General features: G+C 67.6%; 26 protein-coding genes. 6 read left to right on the top strand and 20 right to left on the bottom strand.

Annotation, left to right across the window (positions count from 1 at the left end):
* Nucleotides 1-2: 2 nt before the first annotated feature.
* Genes rpsC through rpsJ form a run of 8 tightly spaced genes read right to left on the bottom strand, consistent with a single transcriptional unit; the run spans nt 3 to nt 4,448 of the window.
* Nucleotides 3-845 (bottom strand): 30S ribosomal protein S3, encoded by an 843-nt coding sequence (rpsC, locus tag GCN81_RS22795; protein WP_156722915.1) that lies wholly within the window; start codon nt 843-845, stop codon nt 3-5.
* Nucleotides 845-1,192, bottom strand: coding sequence for a 50S ribosomal protein L22 (gene rplV / locus GCN81_RS22790; protein WP_004571827.1), 348 nt, complete (start codon nt 1,190-1,192; stop codon nt 845-847). The genes rpsC and rplV overlap by 1 nt, the downstream gene beginning before the upstream one ends.
* 43 nt (nt 1,193-1,235) lie before the next feature.
* Nucleotides 1,236-1,517, bottom strand: coding sequence for a 30S ribosomal protein S19 (rpsS, locus tag GCN81_RS22785; protein ID WP_156722913.1), 282 nt, complete (start codon nt 1,515-1,517; stop codon nt 1,236-1,238).
* 12 nt (nt 1,518-1,529) lie between these two features.
* The gene (gene rplB / locus GCN81_RS22780; protein ID WP_156722911.1) at nt 1,530-2,366 is read right to left on the bottom strand and encodes a 50S ribosomal protein L2; all 837 of its coding nucleotides are present in this window, start codon (nt 2,364-2,366) and stop codon (nt 1,530-1,532) included.
* 39 nt (nt 2,367-2,405) lie between these two features.
* Entirely contained in the window at nt 2,406-2,825 is a 420-nt protein-coding gene (gene rplW / locus GCN81_RS22775; protein WP_156722909.1) for a 50S ribosomal protein L23, read from the bottom strand.
* Entirely contained in the window at nt 2,825-3,475 is a 651-nt protein-coding gene (rplD, locus tag GCN81_RS22770; protein WP_156722907.1) for a 50S ribosomal protein L4, read from the bottom strand. The genes rplW and rplD overlap by 1 nt, the downstream gene beginning before the upstream one ends.
* Before the next feature lie 5 nt (nt 3,476-3,480).
* Complete coding sequence (gene rplC / locus GCN81_RS22765; protein ID WP_156722906.1) at nt 3,481-4,125, bottom strand: 50S ribosomal protein L3; 645 nt, start codon at nt 4,123-4,125, stop codon at nt 3,481-3,483.
* 14 nt (nt 4,126-4,139) lie between these two features.
* Nucleotides 4,140-4,448 carry a 30S ribosomal protein S10 gene (gene rpsJ, locus GCN81_RS22760; RefSeq protein ID WP_003948644.1) on the bottom strand — a complete coding sequence of 103 codons (309 nt, stop codon included), beginning with the start codon at nt 4,446-4,448 and terminating at the stop codon, nt 4,140-4,142.
* Nucleotides 4,449-4,937: 489 nt separating this feature from the next.
* On the opposite strand from rpsJ, the gene GCN81_RS22755 reads away from it, so the two are divergent.
* Complete coding sequence (locus GCN81_RS22755) at nt 4,938-5,156, top strand: type II toxin-antitoxin system VapB family antitoxin (protein WP_156722904.1); 219 nt, start codon at nt 4,938-4,940, stop codon at nt 5,154-5,156.
* Nucleotides 5,153-5,563, top strand: a complete 411-nt coding sequence (locus GCN81_RS22750) for a PIN domain-containing protein (RefSeq protein ID WP_156722902.1) — start codon at nt 5,153-5,155, stop codon at nt 5,561-5,563. Before GCN81_RS22755 ends, GCN81_RS22750 begins: the two co-directional genes overlap by 4 nt.
* 110 nt (nt 5,564-5,673) lie before the next feature.
* On the opposite strand, the gene GCN81_RS22745 is transcribed toward GCN81_RS22750, so the two are convergent.
* The 5 genes from GCN81_RS22745 to GCN81_RS22725 all read right to left on the bottom strand — a co-directional run bounded on the left by GCN81_RS22745 (nt 5,674) and on the right by GCN81_RS22725 (nt 9,258).
* The gene (locus tag GCN81_RS22745) at nt 5,674-6,147 is read right to left on the bottom strand and encodes a hypothetical protein (protein WP_156722901.1); all 474 of its coding nucleotides are present in this window, start codon (nt 6,145-6,147) and stop codon (nt 5,674-5,676) included.
* 1,421 nt (nt 6,148-7,568) lie between these two features.
* Nucleotides 7,569-7,946 carry a DUF397 domain-containing protein gene (locus GCN81_RS33025; protein ID WP_407698009.1) on the bottom strand — a complete coding sequence of 126 codons (378 nt, stop codon included), beginning with the start codon at nt 7,944-7,946 and terminating at the stop codon, nt 7,569-7,571.
* Between the two features lie 4 nt (nt 7,947-7,950).
* Nucleotides 7,951-8,154: a DUF397 domain-containing protein gene (locus tag GCN81_RS22735; RefSeq protein WP_156726510.1), complete on the bottom strand. Its 204-nt coding sequence runs from the start codon at nt 8,152-8,154 to the stop codon at nt 7,951-7,953.
* Nucleotides 8,147-8,356: a DUF397 domain-containing protein gene (locus GCN81_RS22730; protein ID WP_156726509.1), complete on the bottom strand. Its 210-nt coding sequence runs from the start codon at nt 8,354-8,356 to the stop codon at nt 8,147-8,149. The genes GCN81_RS22735 and GCN81_RS22730 overlap by 8 nt, the downstream gene beginning before the upstream one ends.
* Nucleotides 8,353-9,258, bottom strand: a complete 906-nt coding sequence (locus tag GCN81_RS22725; RefSeq protein ID WP_156726508.1) for a helix-turn-helix domain-containing protein — start codon at nt 9,256-9,258, stop codon at nt 8,353-8,355. Before GCN81_RS22725 ends, GCN81_RS22730 begins: the two co-directional genes overlap by 4 nt.
* A gap of 130 nt (nt 9,259-9,388) precedes the next feature.
* On the opposite strand from GCN81_RS22725, the gene GCN81_RS22720 reads away from it, so the two are divergent.
* The gene (locus tag GCN81_RS22720) at nt 9,389-9,859 is read left to right on the top strand and encodes an ATP-binding protein (protein ID WP_156726507.1); all 471 of its coding nucleotides are present in this window, start codon (nt 9,389-9,391) and stop codon (nt 9,857-9,859) included.
* Between the two features lie 16 nt (nt 9,860-9,875).
* On the opposite strand, the gene GCN81_RS22715 is transcribed toward GCN81_RS22720, so the two are convergent.
* The gene (locus GCN81_RS22715; protein WP_156726506.1) at nt 9,876-10,193 is read right to left on the bottom strand and encodes a hypothetical protein; all 318 of its coding nucleotides are present in this window, start codon (nt 10,191-10,193) and stop codon (nt 9,876-9,878) included.
* A gap of 394 nt (nt 10,194-10,587) precedes the next feature.
* Between GCN81_RS22715 and GCN81_RS22710 the strand changes: the two genes are divergently transcribed.
* The 3 genes from GCN81_RS22710 to GCN81_RS22700 are packed head-to-tail and all read left to right on the top strand — an operon-like array spanning nt 10,588 to nt 12,149.
* Nucleotides 10,588-11,457 carry a helix-turn-helix domain-containing protein gene (locus GCN81_RS22710; RefSeq protein ID WP_156726505.1) on the top strand — a complete coding sequence of 290 codons (870 nt, stop codon included), beginning with the start codon at nt 10,588-10,590 and terminating at the stop codon, nt 11,455-11,457.
* Between the two features lie 4 nt (nt 11,458-11,461).
* The gene (locus tag GCN81_RS22705) at nt 11,462-12,004 is read left to right on the top strand and encodes a Uma2 family endonuclease (protein WP_156726504.1); all 543 of its coding nucleotides are present in this window, start codon (nt 11,462-11,464) and stop codon (nt 12,002-12,004) included.
* Between the two features lie 4 nt (nt 12,005-12,008).
* Nucleotides 12,009-12,149: a hypothetical protein gene (locus GCN81_RS22700; protein WP_156726503.1), complete on the top strand. Its 141-nt coding sequence runs from the start codon at nt 12,009-12,011 to the stop codon at nt 12,147-12,149.
* Here the strand turns inward: GCN81_RS22700 and GCN81_RS22695 are convergent.
* From GCN81_RS22695 to GCN81_RS22670, 6 genes are all read right to left on the bottom strand, one after another.
* Nucleotides 12,146-12,718: a MepB family protein gene (locus GCN81_RS22695; RefSeq protein WP_156726502.1), complete on the bottom strand. Its 573-nt coding sequence runs from the start codon at nt 12,716-12,718 to the stop codon at nt 12,146-12,148. The genes GCN81_RS22700 and GCN81_RS22695 overlap by 4 nt on opposite strands.
* A 163-nt stretch (nt 12,719-12,881) precedes the next feature.
* On the bottom strand, nt 12,882-14,075 hold the full coding sequence (gene tuf, locus GCN81_RS22690; protein WP_156726501.1) for an elongation factor Tu: 1,194 nt from the start codon (nt 14,073-14,075) through the stop codon (nt 12,882-12,884).
* 151 nt (nt 14,076-14,226) lie between these two features.
* Nucleotides 14,227-16,353, bottom strand: a complete 2,127-nt coding sequence (gene fusA / locus GCN81_RS22685) for an elongation factor G (protein WP_156726500.1) — start codon at nt 16,351-16,353, stop codon at nt 14,227-14,229.
* A gap of 38 nt (nt 16,354-16,391) precedes the next feature.
* Complete coding sequence (rpsG, locus tag GCN81_RS22680; protein WP_116511074.1) at nt 16,392-16,862, bottom strand: 30S ribosomal protein S7; 471 nt, start codon at nt 16,860-16,862, stop codon at nt 16,392-16,394.
* A gap of 2 nt (nt 16,863-16,864) precedes the next feature.
* The gene (gene rpsL, locus GCN81_RS22675) at nt 16,865-17,236 is read right to left on the bottom strand and encodes a 30S ribosomal protein S12 (RefSeq protein WP_156726499.1); all 372 of its coding nucleotides are present in this window, start codon (nt 17,234-17,236) and stop codon (nt 16,865-16,867) included.
* 289 nt (nt 17,237-17,525) lie between these two features.
* Complete coding sequence (locus GCN81_RS22670) at nt 17,526-18,083, bottom strand: DUF1707 and DUF4190 domain-containing protein (protein ID WP_407698008.1); 558 nt, start codon at nt 18,081-18,083, stop codon at nt 17,526-17,528.
* Between the last annotated feature and the right edge of the window lie 148 nt (nt 18,084-18,231).

Raw genomic sequence — 18,231 nt, 5'->3', positions numbered from 1 at the left:
GGTCAGGCCTCCGTTCCAGTGCTCTCAGCCGGAGCGGCAGCCGCGGGCGCCTCGGCCTTGGGGGCCTCGGCTGCCGGTGCGGACTGCTGCTGCGGCTTGCGGCCGCGGCCGCCACGCTCGCCACCACGGCCACCACGGGCCGGGCGGTCGCTGCCGCCGCCACCACGGGCCGGGCGGTTACCCGCACGGGCCGCGGCGTTCTCGGCGCGAACCTCGGCGATGTTCTTGACGTCGCCCTTGTAGATCCAGACCTTCACGCCGATACGGCCAAAGGTCGTCTTGGCCTCGAAGAAGCCGTAGTCGACGTTCGCACGGAGGGTGTGCAGGGGCACACGGCCCTCGCGGTAGAACTCCGAGCGGGACATCTCGGCGCCGCCGAGACGGCCACCACACTGGATCTTGATGCCCTTGGCGCCGGCCTTCATCGTGCTCTGCATGCTCTTACGCATGGCACGACGGAAGGAGACGCGGGAGGACAGCTGCTCCGCGACGGCCTGCGCGACCAGCTGAGCGTCCACCTCGGGGTTCTTGACCTCGAGGATGTTCAGCTGGACCTGCTTGCCCGTGAGCTTCTCGAGGTCGCCGCGGATGCGGTCGGCCTCGGCGCCACGACGGCCGATGACGATGCCGGGACGCGCGGTGTGGATGTCCACACGCACACGGTCACGGGTGCGCTCGATCTCCACCTTCGAGATGCCGGCGCGCTCCATGCCCTGCGTCATCATCCGACGGATGGCGACGTCTTCCTTGACGTAGTCCTTGTACAGCTTGTCGGCGTACCACCGGGACTTGAAGTCCGTGGTGATGCCGAGCCGGAACCCGTGCGGGTTTACCTTCTGGCCCATTACCGGGTTCCTTCCTTGCTGCTGACGACCACGGTGATGTGGCTGGTCCGCTTACGGATCCGGTAGGCACGGCCCTGAGCACGCGGACGGAACCGCTTCAGGGTCGGGCCCTCGTCCACGTACGCCTCGCTGATGACCAGCGAAGAGGCGTCAGTGTGGTCGTAGTTGTGCGCGGCGTTGGCGATGGCGCTGTCCAGCACCTTGCCAACCGGCACGCTCGCGGCCTGCGGGGCGAAACGCAGGACCGCCTGAGCCTCCGTGGCATCCATGCCACGGATAAGGTCCACCACGCGGCGGGCCTTCATGGGCGTGACGCGGATGTACCGCGCCTGGGCCCTGGCTTCCATGGTTGTCCCTTCGGTGTCGTTCATAGTCTTCGCACCCGCCTCGTCAGCGACGCTTCGACTTGCGGTCGTCCTTGACGTGGCCGCGGAAGGTGCGGGTCGGCGCAAACTCGCCGAGCTTGTGGCCGACCATCGACTCGGTGACGAACACCGGGATGTGGGTCTTGCCGTTGTGCACCGCGATGGTGTGACCCAGCATGGCCGGGATGATCATCGAGCGCCGGGACCAGGTCTTGATGACGTTCTTGGAGCCTGCCTCGTTCTGTACGTCCACCTTCTTGATCAGGTGGTCGTCGACGAAGGGCCCCTTCTTGAGACTGCGCGGCATCTAAACCCGCTCCTAGCGCTTCTTGTTCGACTTGCGGCGGCGGACGATGTACTTGCTCGATGCCTTCTTGGGCGAGCGCGTACGACCTTCCTTCTTGCCCCACGGCGAGACCGGGTGGCGACCACCGGAGGTCTTGCCCTCACCACCACCGTGCGGGTGGTCGACCGGGTTCATCACGACACCACGCACGGTCGGGCGGACGCCCTTCCAGCGCATACGGCCGGCCTTGCCCCAGTTGATGTTCGACTGCTCGGCATTGCCGACCTCGCCGATCGTGGCGCGGCAGCGAACATCGACGAGACGGATCTCGCCAGACGGCATACGAAGGTGGGCCATAGCGCCCTCCTTCGCGAGCAGCTGCACCGAGGCACCCGCGGAGCGGGCGAACTTGGCGCCACCACCGGGACGGAGCTCGATCGCGTGGATCGTGGTACCGACCGGGATGTTGCGCAGCGCCAGGTTGTTGCCGGGCTTGATGTCGGCGCCAGGGCCGTTCTCAATCCGGTCGCCCTGGTTCAGGCCACGGGGGGCGATGATGTAGCGCTTCTCGCCGTCTGCGTAGTGCAGCAGCGCGATGCGCGCGGTGCGGTTGGGGTCGTACTCAATGTGCGCGACCTTCGCCGGCACGCCGTCCTTGTCGTGACGACGGAAGTCGATCACACGGTAGGCGCGCTTGTGTCCGCCACCCTGGTGGCGAACGGTGATCCGACCGGCGTTGTTACGGCCGCCCTTGCTGTGCAGCGGGCGAACCAGCGACTTCTCCGGCGTGGACCGCGTTACCTCGACGAAGTCGGCGACGGAGGAGCCACGGCGGCCCGGCGTCGTCGGCTTGTACTTGCGGATTCCCATTTCTCAGTCCTCGTCCGATATTCGGACCAGGGCACTCCGTTAGGAGGCCTGGCCGAAGATGTCGATACGGTCGCCCTCAGCGAGGGTCACGATGGCGCGCTTGGTGTCCGCACGCTTGCCGAAACCGGTGCGGGTGCGCTTGCGCTTGCCCTGCCGGTTGATCGTGTTGACCCCGGTGACCTTGACCGAGAAGACCGCCTCGACGGCCTGCTTGATCTGGGTCTTGTTGGCGCGCGGGTCGACGATGAACGTGTACTTGTTCTCGTCCAGGAGCGCGTAGCTCTTCTCCGAAACCACCGGCTTGACGAGCACGTCGCGGTGGTCGGTGTAGGTCTTGCTCGGCTCCGCCGGCGACTGCGGGCCGGGGCCCTCGGTGGCGCGACGCGCGGCCTTGGCGGCCCGCGCAGCCTTCGCTGCCTTGGCTTCCTTCGAGGCGATGCTCTGGTGGAACGTAGCCATCAGGCGTCACTCCCTTCGTTCTCTGCGGCCTTGGGGCCAGCGACGAAGGTGTCGAAGGCGGCCTTGGTGAAGACCACGTCGTCCGAAACGAGCACGTCGTACGTGTTCAGCTGGCCCGGCTCCAGGATGTGCACCTGGGGCAGGTTGCGAGCCGACAGCAGGGCCTTCTCGTCCTCGCGGGAGATGACCAGGAGCAGGTTCTTGCGCTCGCTGATCTTGCCCAGGAGGGTCTTGGCGGCCTTGGTGGAAACGTCGCCCTCGACCACGCCGGACACGACGTGGATGCGGTTGTTGCGGGCCCGGTCGGTGAGGGCACCGCGCAGGGCGGCGGCCTTCATCTTCTTCGGGGTCCGCTGCGAGTAGTCACGCGGTACGGGACCGTGGACGACGCCACCGCCGGCGAACTGCGGCGCACGGGTCGAACCCTGGCGCGCGCGGCCGGTGCCCTTCTGGCGGTACGGCTTCTTGCCACCGCCACGGACCTCGCCGCGGGTCTTGACCTTGTGCGTGCCCTGACGGGCCGCGGCCAGCTGCGCGACGACGACCTGGTGGATCAGCGGGATGCTGACCTTCGCGTCGAAGATCTCGCCCGGGAGCTCAACGGTCCCGGCGTTGTCGCCGGAGGGCGACAGAATGTCAATGGTGCTCATAGTCCTCAGGCCCCCTTGGCCGCGGTGCGGACCAGGACGAGGCCGCCGTTCGGACCAGGAACCGCGCCCTTGATGAGGAGCAGGCCCTTCTCCGCGTCAACGGCGTGAACGGTCAGGTTCTGGGTGGTGACCCGCTCGTTGCCCATGCGACCCGCCATGCGCATGCCCTTGAAGACACGGCCGGGGGTGGCACAGCCACCGATGGAACCGGGCATGCGGTGCACACGGTGGGCACCGTGGGACGCCTTGCCACCCTTGAAGTTGTGACGCTTCATGACACCGGCGAAGCCCTTGCCCTTGGTCTTGCCCGTGACGTCAACCTTGACGCCGGACTCGAAGACCTCGGCAGTGATCTCCTGACCGAGCGTGTACTCGCTCGCGTCGGAGGTACGGAGCTCCACCAGGTGGCGGCGCGGGGTCACGTCGGCCTTGGCGAAGTGGCCCTTGAGGGGCTTGTTCACCTTGCGCGGGTCGATCTCGCCGAAGGCGATCTGGACCGACTCGTAGCCGTCGGAGTCATTCGTACGGACCTGGGTAACGACGCAGGGCCCGGCCTTGACAACGGTCACCGGGACGACACGGTTGTTCTCGTCCCAGACCTGGGTCATGCCGAGCTTCTCGCCCAGGACGCCCTTGATCTGCTTAGCCATCTTCTCCGCGCCTCTCAGAGCTTGATCTCGATGTCAACGCCGGCCGGAAGGTCCAGGCGCATCAGCGAGTCAACGGTCTTGGGAGTCGGGTCGAGGATGTCGATCAGGCGCTTGTGCGTGCGCATCTCGAAGTGCTCGCGCGAGTCCTTGTACTTGTGCGGCGACTTGATGACGCAGTACACGTTCTTCTCAGTGGGCAGCGGCACCGGGCCTGCGACCGACGCACCAGTGCGGGTCACCGTCTCGACGATCTTCTTCGCCGAGGAGTCGATGACCTCGTGGTCGTAGGCCTTGAGCCGGATGCGGATCTTCTGTCCCGCCATGGCTACTTTGTAGTCCTGTCTCTCGAACGCTCTGGAACCTGAGGGGTTCTACCAACTCTTCTCCGACCCACGCGGTCGGGCGTGTCGCAGTCTCACTGACAGGGATCTCCCAAAGGATTTCCCTGCTAGGGGCTGCGGCCGATGACCGCGCAGTGGGGGAAGAACACCCACCAGGCGCCTGGTTGAAGGCACCCCGCTGCACTTCCCGGAAGATTCCCGTACGTCCGCCCCAGCGCTGCCATAGGGCAGATAGGGCGACGAGTACTGTGGGACTCGCTTCCGGTCCTCCCGGCGGGAGGCGCGCAGCATCGGCACTCAACCGAGCAACCCCGACAGTCTGCCATACGGGGCAGAGCCCTGGCCAATCGAGCCGGAGAGCGTACCCGGTACGGGGCGAAGGTCAAACCCAGGACGGCACGCCCCGCACTCCCGGTCGGTTGATATATTGGACAGGTCGATATATCAACCACGTTCCCGCAGGAGGCCCCCATGTCCAGGACCCTGGTCGACATCGACGACGACACTCTCCACGCGGCACAGCGGCAGCTCGGCACCAAGACGAAGCGGGACACCATCAACCGCGCCCTGACGATAGCGGCGGCGATCAGCGCGGACGATCGGGCGCGGGCGCTGCGCTGGCTGCAGGAGAACGCCGACTCGTACCTCGACTTCGACGTCCTGGAGGAACGGGAGCGGTCCGGACTGTGACCTACCTCGCCGACACCTCCGCCGTCTGGCGGCTGCTACGTGGCCAGATCGACGAACCCTGGCCGGGCCGCGTGGCGCGCGGACTCGTCGCCCTCACCCCACCCGTCGAGACCGAGCTGATGCCCGGCCTGCGCACCGACCGCGACCACGAGCCCTTCTTCACCATGCTCGGCCAGACCTTCGGCTGGGTTCCCGCGATCGAAGACCCCTGGCCACACGTCATCGCCGTACAACGAGACCTCGTGCGCATCGGGCACCATCGCGGCCCCTCCCCGCTGGACATCGTCATCGCGCTCACAGCGGAACGCCGGGACCTGACCCTGCTCCACGTCGACGACGACTTCGCGGCGATCGCGAAGGTGCGCCCCGACCTCCGACTGGAACGGCTGCGCCCGACAGTCAGGTGAGGAGGGTCAGCTCCAGCTGACGGGTCGCTTACGGGCGGTCACTCGCCCGGCCACCTCACCGAGACGTAGTTGCCGGGCCTGCCCGCGTGCCCTGGCCGATCACCTGAGGGTCAGGCGCATTCCGACGAGCTGTTGTCGACGTGGAAGACGTAGCCGCCCTTCCAGTTGACGAGGTTCGAGGTGTTGGCCTCGTTCCTCATCACCGCGGAAATGCCGACACAGCGACCTCCGCGCGCGAGGGTGCTGCTGTACACCGGGCCCGCGTACTGGGAGAACTTTCCGTGGTCGCGGTCACCGGCCGACTTGTTCTCGCCTGGCCAGATCCGCAGGTCCATGTAGTTGGCGCCCCCGGGCGTGTTGTTGTCGAGGATCGCGCAGGCGCTCTTGCCCTTCATGTAGAAGAACAGTGTCGCGTGGCGCTTGCTCGCATTGGGCAGCGCCTTGGCGTCGGTGAATTCGTACCCGCTGCCGCAGACGCTCGCGGATGCGGCGGACGCCGTGGTGGCGGGCATGGCTATGCCCATCACGGCGAGCGCGGAGCCCGCGACGGCCAGACGTGTCAGATTCCTGCCGAACGAAGACACAGGTTCCCCCTGAAGTTGTTGTGCTGGTCGAGTGCCTCTGAAGCCGAGGAGGGAGATCGAACCCCGCTCGGGTGGAAGCGACAGGACCCTAGGCGCCGGGACTCTTCAGAGACTCTTCCTTCTGGAAGATCACTCTCCGCACTGGTCTCCCTACCGGGGCCGGATGGCGGACAGGTCCTCGCCGTACACCGGACCTCGTACATCACGCGGTCCGCCCCGACATGGATGCGCAGCAGGTCGGCGCTGCCGAACGCACCCCGGAGCCGTGGTTACGGAGGAGGCCAGCGAGGTCAGCGACGACGGGGGCGAGGCGCGTGAGCCGGGTCGAGCGGATGGGGCAGGCGGGGCGGGGTGCGCGGGTCGGCGTCGTGGTGGGCCAGTACCGCATTGGGCACCGGTGGCCGCCCGGTCCGTCCGATGATGGCAGGTCCGGCCCGAGTATCAAGGGCGCTCCCTACGGTCGCGTCGGCTCCGCCGATTCCGCTACCGCTCCACCCTTGACACCCGACCCGGACCCGCGAACGCGAGGTACACCGGGCGGCCCAAGAACGGGGCAGCGGGAGGGGTAGGGGGTGGTGGGCGTTTGAGTGCCGGGTGCGGACCGGTCGTTGGGGCGCAAGAGGGGGGTGGGTGGCCGGACACCGGCTCAGCGACTGCGGGCCGTGGGGGCCGGTGCGCACGAAAGGGGGTGGGTGGTCGCCCCTGCTCAGCGGCTGCGAGTGGTTGCGGGATGCGAATGGTGGGGTGCGGCCTGCCTGTGTCGGTGTCTGCGGCCCCGGCCGGAGGTCGGCAACGGGCGGTGGTCTGCTGTCGGCCGTCGCCCACACCCAGCACGCGACGCTGAGCGTGGGCCTGGCCAGGGGGCAGGTCCGGTGAGCCGAGCTGGGAGCTGCTCGGCGGCCTTTCCGGCCCCTATCGGGGGCAATTGGAGGTAAGAAGAGACTTTGGGACAGCAAGCCGCCCCTTTTGCCCGGCTTTTGGTGTCCCAAAGTCGCACTTCACTCCGCGACCTGATCCCACCAGTCCCAGCCGTGCCCTCCCGCCCCACCGGCCGGTGGCCGCCAGCCCGGGCGCCACCACCCACGCGCCGCTCGCGCGCCCGGTCACCCGCTGGTCGGCAGCCGCCGAGCCGGGGCAGCACAACCCACCCAGCCTTCGTGCGCACCGGCCACTCCCACCTGCCGCAGTCGCTGAGCCAGTGTGACCGCCCTGCCCCTCTCGTGCGCGCCCTCGGCCCGCGCCCCCACGACCCGCAGTCGCTGAGCCGGTGTCGCACCACCCATCCCCCTCGTGCGCCCCAACAACCAATCCGCACCCGGCAGCGAAACGCGCGCCACTCCCTTACCTCCGCCGCCGCCTCCCCTGGGCCGCCCTCCCACGGCCTGCATAGCGGGGACGGGGCGGATGTCAAGGGTGGAGCGTTAGCGGAATCGGCGGAGCCGACGCGAGCGAAGGGAGCGCCCTTGACAGCCGGCCCGGCCCCGCGACCATCGAACGACGAGGGCGGCCACCCCCGCACCCCACAAACACTGGGTAAGTCCGTCGGTGACCCGGCCAACCCCGCTCACCCATCCCGCTCGGCACTGCGCGGAGAACCGCGCGCCGGACGGTCCATAGTGCTGCGCGGGCAAGGTGGACCGGGTGGCGGGGGTGAGGTGGGGGTGGGAGCCGCCCGGGGTATTGGAGGCACGCGTGGATGCGCCCGCGGGGCGGGGGGCGGTCTCGACACACGAGTCACCATCAGGACCACGGCTGTAGGTGCTCTTAAACCACGCCCAGTTCGGAGGCGCCCCCGGCAGCAGGTCAGCCCTGGGTGAGGGATGAGACGAGGCCTGCCCAGGCGGTGGGCGTCAGCGCGAGCTGCGGGCCGCCGATGTTCTTCGTGTCGCGGACGTGGACTGCGCCGGGGGCCACTGCGACCTCGATGCACTCGCTGCTGTTGCTGCTGTCGCTGTAACTGCTCTTGAACCACTCCTGCTCGGCAGCGCGTGCCGTGAGGTCAGCCATGGGCAATCAGCGAGACGAGGCCAGCCCACGCGGTAGGCGTGAGCGCGAGCTGAGGGCCCACGGTGTTCTTGGAGTCCCGGACGTAAACCGCTCCCTGAGTAACCGCTACCTCGACGCAGTCGTTGATGTTGCTGCTGTCGCTATAGCTGCTCTTAAACCACTCGAGCTCGGAAGCATCTCCGGCAGAAGTCTTGCGGATCATGTTTCTCCCAGCACTTGCTCGATGAAGACCAGCGACTCACGTGGTGTAAAAGCCTGGGCCCGGATCATGCCATAGCACAGCTCAAGGACCCGGAGGTCCTTCGGGTCCGAGACCAGTCGGCCGTTGAACACCCCCTCGGAGCGCCCCACCGCCGAGCCGTCTCGGAACCTCAACACCTGGATCAGGCCGTCCATTCCGCCATGGTCCTCACGGTCGGTCGGCATCACCTGGATCGCCACGTTTCGCAACTGGCCTACTTCTAGCAGGCGTTCGAGCTGTCCGCGCAGCACCATTCTCCCCCCGATGGGGCGCCGCAGCGTCACCTCTTCCAGGACAAAGCTGAGCGCGGGGGCAGGCAACCGCTCGAAGATCGACTGCCGGGCCATGCGTGCTGCCACCCCGCGCTCCACCTCGTCCTGCGAGTACGCGGGCTGTCGCATGCCGAACAAGGCCCGCGCGTACTGCTCCGTCTGCAACAGGCCGTGCAAGTTGTGGTTGCCGTACGACTCCAGCTCGACCGCCTTGGCCTCCAGCTTCGCCAAGTCCCGAACCTTCTTCGGGTAGCGAACCTCCGCCACGTCCCGCTTCATCGCGGAGATCTTGCCGCCCGCGCGGAGCACGCCGTCCGCCTCGTCCAGGTACTCCGGGCGCGGAATCCGGCGCCCGCCCTCGACCTTGTAGACCAGGTCCTCGCCGTACCCGATCGCCGCCCCAAAGTCCGCGGCCCGCATCCCCGCAGCCTCGCGCCAGACCTTGAGTTGGCGGCCGACCGCCGCGACTACCGCCGCCCCCGACTCGTCGTCCGGATCGACGTCCCAGCCAGGTTCGTCCGTGCCGCCCGCCGAACCACCCGTACGCCGCTGTCCACGCTCATGCGCGCCCACCTCCGACGTACCGTCCATCGTCAACGCCCGTTATCCCCAACTCGTCACTCCGGACAGCCGGGACACCACTGGACAAGCTCCGGACAGTCGCTATACGCGAGGGCGTTATCGCACAACACGGTACGCATGTGCCACCACGCTGAGTGACATGAACCAAGAAACCTCTCCCCAGGCCCCCAGCCCACAGCAGTTCGCGGCCCGGGTCCCGGCCACCCGCAGAGGCGCCCGCCTGGCCCGCGCCCTCGCCACCGAGGAGCTACGCGCCTGGGGCCTCCCGCTGGACCCCGCGTCCCTCGTCATCGCCGAGCTGACCGCGAACGCCGTCCTGCACGCCCACGTACCCGGCCGGGACCTCCACCTGACCCTGGCCGTCACGGGTGACACCCTCCGCATCGAGGTCACCGACACCCGCCCGGACCGCCTGCCAGCCGTCCAACGCCCCGGTCCCGGCGACGACAGCGAGTCCGGTCGCGGCCTCCTGCTCGTCGAGGCCCTGGCCAACCGCTGGGGTGTCACCTCGGGCCCCACACCACGCAAAACGGTGTGGGCCGAACTGGCTCTGGGCGCCACCCAGGAGGCGCCGTGGGCCCTCGCGGTTCCAACTGGCGTTAAGGCCTGACGACCCCGCCAGCCTTCTAGCGGCGGCGTGGGATAACGATCTGCCCGAAGGTGCCTTCGCACGTCGGACACGACCAGTTACCGGTGACGTCCGCCTCCACGTACGTGCGGCACACAGGACAGTTCAGCTTGACCGCGCCGTCGGGGTACCAGTGCACGAAGGCCCCGCACCGGTTCTCCTCGCGTGGACAGTCGCAGTCACCTCGCCCGGGCTCGCTCACATGCGGCGGCGGTTTCGGCGCTGCTTCTTCCGGGCGCCGCCGCGCCCAGGGCCGGGTGACGATGCGCAGCACCAGGGAGACGAGCCAGGACACCACAGCATTGACGATCCGCACCGGTCCTCCTACCCCGCCGAAAGACGAACAGGTCTGTTGTAGGCCGGAGTTGGCCTGCCACGCATGAGTACCCGTGCCTATGGGCTGCCCACCGGGTCACGAATACCGCGACCCGGTTGGCCGCGTCGCGGTCACCCGCGTCCTGGCTCACCGCGACGCGGCGACCCGCGACATCAAAGCTCTTAAGTAACGCTCTTGAAGACCGAGGGAAATACCCTTCCCTACCCCTCCAGCCCCCCCGTCACCCACAAGGGTGATCTCTACCAACTGGGCTGGATTTCGGGCGGGTTGGCGGGCATATGCTCGCCGCAACAACCCAAGAAATGAGACGACCCCCGTCGGGACTAGCGATCCCGAGCGAGGGTCTAACCAACGAGGAAGACAACCCTTCCCTATGGCTCCCCAGCACTCTAGCGCGCCCTCGCGCGCCTCGTCCGCCGTTCCCGGACGCACTGCCCGATCCGGTGTATCCGGCGTCGTCCACGACAACGTCCGGCACACCAGCCGGTACACCGTGGTCGGCAACCACCTCGCCCAGCACCGGGAGTTGTCCCTGCTGGCGATCGGGCTCGCCGTCCACATCCAATCGCTGCCCGCAGGGGCGCAGATCGGCATCAAGTTCCTGGCGGCCCGCTTCCCGGAGAGCGAGTACCGGATCGCCGCCGCCCTGCGCGAGCTGGAGGCGTACGGCTATCTGCGGCGTACCCGTGAGCGGCTGCCGAGCGGCAAGGTCGTCACCCGTACGGTGTCCCGCAACCAGCCGTCAGAGGTGACGCCGGGCCCGGCTCCAGCAGCCACACCAGCACGGCTCGCTCCGGCGCCCGCGCCAGCCCCGGTCGCCCCCACCCCCGTACCGCGCACACCACCGCCGCCACCCCCGCTCCCCGAGCCCGTGACCCCCGACTCGGACCGGCTGCGCGCCGCAACCGAACTCCTCGCCGACCTGCACCGACACGAACCCCGCCTCCTCCTCGCCGACCGTGACGTACGCCGCCTCGCCCCCGCCGCCGCGGCCTGGCTGGAACGCGGGGCCGCGCCAGACGCCGTACGCCGCACCCTCCTCGCCCGCCTCCCGGAGCCGCTCGGCCACCCAGCCGGACTGCTCGCACACCGGCTGACCGCGCTGCTGCCGCCACTCCTGCCGACCGGCCCACGGGGTCCAGACCCGCTCCAGAACTGCGAAGGGTGCGACCGAGGCTTCCGCGCCCCGGAGCCCGGCCACTGCCGCGACTGCGAATCCCACCTACGGCGAGAGGCCGCCTAGCCCCATGGCCACCGATCCGGACGAAATGCCAGCAGGCACGCCCACGTACCGCGCGATGCGAGAGTTCGTCGAGTCCACGGACGGCATCCTTCCCGGCACCTTTGAGATCACCACGGAAGGCATCGTCCACGACTTGAGGGCGCCCAACGCGCCGGACGAATTCGTCGCCCACACAGGAAAACCAGACGTGGAGGACCCGGCCCAGGGCATCCTGCGCCGCCCCGACCTGATCGTGCTGGCCTGGGCGGACATGGAGGGCGAGGGCTCCTTCCCTCCCCGTACCCTCATCGCCGCCATCGAGATCGTCTCCCGCTCCAACCCCGACAACGACTGGGTGAGCAAGATGCGGGACTACCCGCTACTCGGAATCCCCATCTACGCGGTCTTCGACCCGCGCACGGGCACCGGAGCAGTCCTCTCCGACATCCACTCGACACCGCAGGGCCCGCGCTACGCCACCCGCAGGGAGTTCGTGTACGGCGAGGACGTCACCAGCAGCGAGTGGACCATCTCCACCGAGGGCCTACCCCGCTACGAGCAGGGGTAGCCCCATGGCCCACGAGCGCCCGACCCACTCCGGCGATGACCACCTGCCCGACAAGGCAGAAAGCCGCGAGCCGGTACGCCGCACGTTTCACTCCGCCGCGGCAGGTGACCGCGGGCGCGGCGACATCTCCGTACGCCCGGACTAGCTGCTGGCCGGGCTGGCCGAGGAGCGCGACATCCGCTCCGGACGGTAGAGGGCACGGGCGCGAGTCAGGTCGGCGGCGAGCCCGTCCTGACCAAGGTTGACGAAGTAGCCCACCTGCCAGGCCTGCGTCCCGCGCGCCTGCCGGTTGGTCGTGGTCACCCACGGCGGGTAGACGCGGAAGCCGCGCTTCCCGCCAGAGCCGTCGCGCGAGACGATGCCGCGCTCGCACAGCACCTCGCGCGGGAACACGAACTGCCCGAAGCCACCACCCTCGTCGTCGCGGCTGCTGATGACGAAGAGGTCCACTCCGTCGGCGGCGTCGAAGGGCCGGATCGGCCCCTCTTCTGACCGCTGCCAGACGGTGACGAACTGGCCCACCTTCGTCGGGGTGGTCTTGGCCACGCGGAACCGAACCGCGCGGTCGTCGAGCGTGAACGCGCAAGCCGCGTACTCGGCGCTCTCCGGTTCGGGCGCCGGCGGCGAGCAGGTGAAGCCGCTCGGGTCGTATACCAGGGCCTTCGCGGCCAAGAGGTCGCCGTGCAGGTCCGTCCACGGCTGATGCGTCACCATGCCCTCATCCTGCCATCGCTCCCCTATGCCCACTGCCCCGGTCCGACCCCCAGCACGGCCGAAGCCCCCGTACACACAAGGTGTACGGGGGCTTCGGTTCAAGCAGCAGCTCGCAGCTCGCAGAGCGCAGAGCGGCTACCAGGTCAGAACCCTAGAGCGTCGATCAGGCGACGATCTTGGTGACCTGGCCGGCGCCGACGGTCCGGCCACCCTCACGGATGGCGAACTTGAGGCCCTCCTCCATGGCGACGGGCTGGATGAGCTTGACGCTCATCTCGGTGTTGTCGCCCGGCATGACCATCTCGGTGCCCTCGGGGAGCTCCACCACGCCGGTCACGTCCGTGGTACGGAAGTAGAACTGCGGGCGGTAGTTGTTGAAGAAGGGGGTGTGACGGCCACCCTCGTCCTTCGACAGGATGTAGGCCTGGGCCTCGAACTCGGTGTGCGGCGTGACCGAACCGGGCTTGATGATGACCTGGCCGCGCTCGACGTCCTCGCGCTTGATGCCACGAAGCAGCAGACCGACGTTCTCACCGGCCTGGCCCTCGTCGAGCAGCTTCCGGAACATCTCGATGCCGGTGACCGTGGTGGTGGTCTTCTCGGTCTTGATGCCGATGATGTCGACGGTCTCGTTGACCTTGAGGACACCACGCTCGATACGACCGGTGACGACGGTGCCACGACCGGTGATCGTGAAGACGTCCTCGATCGGCATCAGGAACGGCTTGTCGACGTCACGCTCGGGCTGCGGGATGGACTCGTCGACAGCCTTCATCAGGTTGAGGACGGACTCACCCCACTCCTTGTCGCCCTCGAGGGCCTTGAGCGCGGAGACCTTGACGACCGGAAGGTCGTCGCCCGGGAACTCGTACTCGGAGAGCAGCTCACGGACCTCGAGCTCGACGAGCTCCAGGATCTCCTCGTCGTCCACCATGTCGGCCTTGTTCAGGGCGACGACGATGTACGGAACGCCGACCTGGCGGGCCAGGAGGACGTGCTCCTTGGTCTGCGGCATCGGGCCGTCGGTGGCGGCGACCACGAGGATGGCGCCGTCCATCTGCGCGGCACCGGTGATCATGTTCTTGATGTAGTCCGCGTGACCCGGGCAGTCGACGTGGGCGTAGTGACGCGCCTCGGTCTGGTACTCGACGTGCGCGATCGAGATCGTGATACCGCGCTGGCGCTCCTCGGGAGCCTTGTCGATCTGGTCGAAGGCCGAGGCCTCGTTAAGGTCGGGGTACGCGTCGTGCAGCACCTTGGTAATGGCGGCCGTGAGGGTCGTCTTACCGTGGTCGATGTGACCGATGGTGCCGATGTTGACGTGCGGCTTAGTCCGCTCGAACTTCGCCTTCGCCACTGGGTCCTCCTGTGGAGTGGTTCTGGTACGCCTTACTCATCGGCGCCAGGTGATCTTTGCTGGGATGCCGGGGCCCGGGGTGTTCCCTACCGAAGCGGTACGGAACACCCCTGGGCACCGGTGACAAGCCTAAAGCGTGAACTCGGGTGAGTTACTCGCCCTTGGCCTTCGCGATGATCTCCTCGGCGACGTTCCGGGGAACCTCGGCGTAGGAGTCGAACTGCATCGAGTAGCTTGCGCGACCCGAAGTCTTGCTGCGGAGGTCTCCGACGTAGCCGAACATCTCCGACAGCGGCACGAGGCCCTTGACGACGCGAGCGCCGCTGCGCTCCTCCATGGCCTGGATCTGGCCACGGCGGGAGTTGATGTCGCCGATGACGTCACCCATGTAGTCCTCGGGCGTGGTGACCTCGACGGCCATCATCGGCTCAAGGAGCACGGGGCTCGCCTTGCGCGCGGCCTCCTTGAACGCCTGCGAACCGGCGATCTTGAAGGCGAGCTCGGAGGAGTCGACCTCGTGGTAGGCACCGTCGATCAGGGTGACGCGGACGCCCACCATCTCGTAACCGGCCAGGATGCCGAACTGCATGGCCTCCTGCGCACCGGCGTCCACCGACGGGATGTACTCCCGCGGGATACGGCCACCGGTGACCTTGTTCACGAACTCGTAGGACGCGTCGCCGCCCTCGATGGGCTCGATCGCGATCTGCACCTTGGCGAACTGACCGGTACCACCGGTCTGCTTCTTGTGGGTGAAGTCCACGCGCTCGACGGTCTTGCGGATCGTCTCGCGGTACGCGACCTGCGGCTTGCCGACGTTGGCCTCGACCTTGAACTCGCGGCGCATACGGTCGACGAGGACGTCGAGGTGAAGCTCGCCCATACCACCGATGATGGTCTGGCCGGTCTCCTCGTCCGAGTGAACCTGGAAGGAGGGGTCCTCCTCCGCGAGACGCTGGATGGCGACACCCAGCTTCTCCTGGTCACCCTTGGACTTGGGCTCGATCGCGACCTGGATGACCGGAGCCGGGAAGTCCATGGACTCCAGGATCACGGGCTTCTTGTCGTCGCACAGCGTCTCACCGGTGGTGGTCTGCTTCAGGCCCATGACGGCGACGATGTCGCCGGCGCCCACCGACTCGATCTCCTCACGCTTGTTCGCGTGCATACGGTAGATCTTGCCGATGCGCTCCTTCTTGCCCTTGACCGAGTTCAGCACCGCGGTGCCGGCCTGCAGGCGTCCGGAGTAGATCCGGATGAAGGTGAGCTTGCCCAGGTGCGGGTCGCTCGCGATCTTGAAGGCCAGGGCGGCCAGCGGCTCGTCGTCGTTCGGCTTGCGCTCGATGACCAGCTCGGGGTCCTTGACGTCGTGGCCCTCGACGGACTCGACGTCCAGGGGCGACGGCAGGTAACGCACGACCGCGTCGAGCAGGGGCTGCACGCCCTTGTTCTTGAACGCGGTGCCGCAGAACACGGGGGTGACGGTGGTGCCGCCGCCCTTGCCGGAGGCGATGGTGATACGGCGGATCGCCGCGTACAGCTGCTCCACGGAGGGCTCTTCGCCCTCCAGGTACAGCTCCATGACCTCTTCGTCGTTCTCCGCGACGGCCTCGAGCAGCTTGCCGCGCCACTCGTCGGCGGCCTCGGTGTGCGTGGCCGGGATGTCGACGATGTCGTACGCCTCGCCCTTGGCGGCCTCGGCCGACCAGACGAACGCCTTCATCGTGACCAGGTCGACGACACCCTTGAAGTCGGCCTCAGCGCCGATCGGCAGCTGCATGACCAGCGGGGTCGCGCCCAGACGGTCGACGATCATGTCCACGCAGCGGTGGAACTCGGCGCCGGTACGGTCCAGCTTGTTGACGAAGCAGATACGCGGCACGCCGTAGCGGTCCGCCTGACGCCAGACAGTCTCGGACTGGGGCTCAACACCGGCAACACCGTCGAACACCGTCACGGCACCGTCGAGGACGCGCAGCGAACGCTCCACCTCGACGGTGAAGTCGACGTGACCCGGGGTGTCGATGATGTTGATGGTGTGATCGACGTCCTCGAGCGGCCAGTGACAGGTCGTCGCGGCGGACGTGATCGTGATGCCGCGCTCCTGCTCCTGCTCCATCCAGTCCATCGTGGCAGCGCCGTCGTGGACTTCACCGATCTTGTACGAGACACCGGTGTAGAACAGGATCCGCTCGGTGGTCGTCGTCTTGCCCGCGTCGATGTGGGCCATGATCCCAATGTTGCGGACCTTGGCCAGGTCAAGCGAAGTGGTGGCCATAAGGCTCAGTCTTCTCTCGGTCTCGATGTGGGTAGTGACTACCAGCGGTAGTGCGCGAAGGCCTTGTTGGACTCGGCCATCTTGTGCGTGTCTTCACGCTTCTTGACGGCAGCACCGAGACCGTTGGAGGCGTCGAGCAGCTCGTTCATCAGGCGCTCGGTCATCGTCTTCTCACGACGGGCGCGGGAGTAACCCACGAGCCAGCGCAGCGCGAGCGTGTTGGCACGACCGGGCTTGACCTCGATCGGCACCTGGTAGGTGGCGCCACCAACACGGCGGGACTTGACCTCGAGGGTCGGCTTGATGTTCTCCAGCGCGCGCTTGAGCGTGATGACCGGGTCGTTACCGGACTTCTCGCGCAGGCCCTCCATGGCGCCGTACACGATGCGCTCGGCGGTGGAGCGCTTGCCGTTCAGCAGCACCTTGTTGATGAGCGAGGTCACCAGAGGAGAACCGTAGACCGGGTCGATGATGACCGGGCGCTTCGGGGCGGGGCCCTTACGAGGCATTCTTACTTCTCCTTCTTGGCGCCGTAGCGGCTGCGGGCCTGCTTGCGGTTCTTGACACTCTGGGTGTCGAGCGCACCGCGGATGATCTTGTAGCGAACACCCGGCAGGTCCTTCACACGACCGCCACGCACGAGCACGATGGAGTGCTCCTGCAGGTTGTGTCCCTCACCCGGGATGTACGCCGTGACCTCGATACCGGAGGTCAGACGCACACGCGCGACCTTACGGAGGGCCGAGTTCGGCTTCTTCGGGGTGGTGGTGAACACACGCGTGCAGACGCCGCGGCGCTGAGGCGAAGCCTCCAGGGCCGGGGTCTTAGTCTTCTCGACCTTGTCCTGCCGGCCCTTCCGGACCAGCTGCTGGATCGTAGGCACTACTTCTCCGGTTTCTGTGTGCCGTATAAAGCTAACCTGGAACACATCTCCGACCCACGCGGTCGGGTGTGTCGAATACCGCGGAATCCCGCTGACTAAGGCGGGAAGGCGCAGATTGCGGTGTGACTCAGCCGAGGCTCGCCGCACGGACTAGGGCACGCACGGGAGCCTGGGCACACCCCAGGCACAAGGTCTGAGCGTACCTACCCTATGGGCTCTGGTCAAAAGAGAAGGACTCGCCCAGAGCGGAATCGCCGCTGGACAGCCTTGGAACCGGCACTACGGCAGGTCAGCCGCCTGCCGCCGCGCCCAGCACACCGAACGCGATGATCATCACCCAGAAGACGATCGCCGCGTATCCCAGCACCAGGCCGGTCACCGCGGAGCCGTCCCCGCGCTCGCCGGTCCGCGCGATCGCGGCACGGGCCGCGTGCCCCAGAACCACCGCGGGTACGGCGGTGATCCCCATGGTCACCGGCGTGAGCAGCCCACAGACCAGGGCTCCGGTGGCCCAGGTGTTCGTGGTGACCGCGGGCGGCGGGGCCGCCCAGAACGTATGCGGCACCGCATGCATCTGGGGCGGTGGATACATCTGCGGCGGCGGCTGGTACATCGGTGGCCGGAACACCGGCACAGGACCCTGCGGCAGGTCCGCCAGCAGCGTACTCAGCTCGCCGTAGGTACCGGCGTCGTAGACCCTGGCCAGTCGCTCGTCGTAGGCGGGTTTGTTGAGCCGCCCTTCGGCGAACGCGGCCTTCAGCACATCGGCCGCGCGCTCACGGTCCGCGTCCGAGGCACGCATCATCGAATTCTGTCCGGCCTGCCAGCCGTGCCACTCCATCGACATGTCAGCACCTCACCGCCTCTCCCCCGGTACCCGACTCCATAGTCTCTGACGTTTGGCGTTCAGGGCCAGGTTCCCAGGTGACGGGTTGTGTCCACTTGACCGAAAGCCCCCGAAACGCCGCAGGGCGGCTCCCCCTCTCGGGAGAGCC

It is taken from the genome of Streptomyces apocyni, from assembly GCF_009739465.1.
GTDB lineage: Bacteria > Actinomycetota > Actinomycetes > Streptomycetales > Streptomycetaceae > Streptomyces > Streptomyces apocyni.
This window is presented reverse-complemented; position numbering and strand designations above follow the sequence as displayed.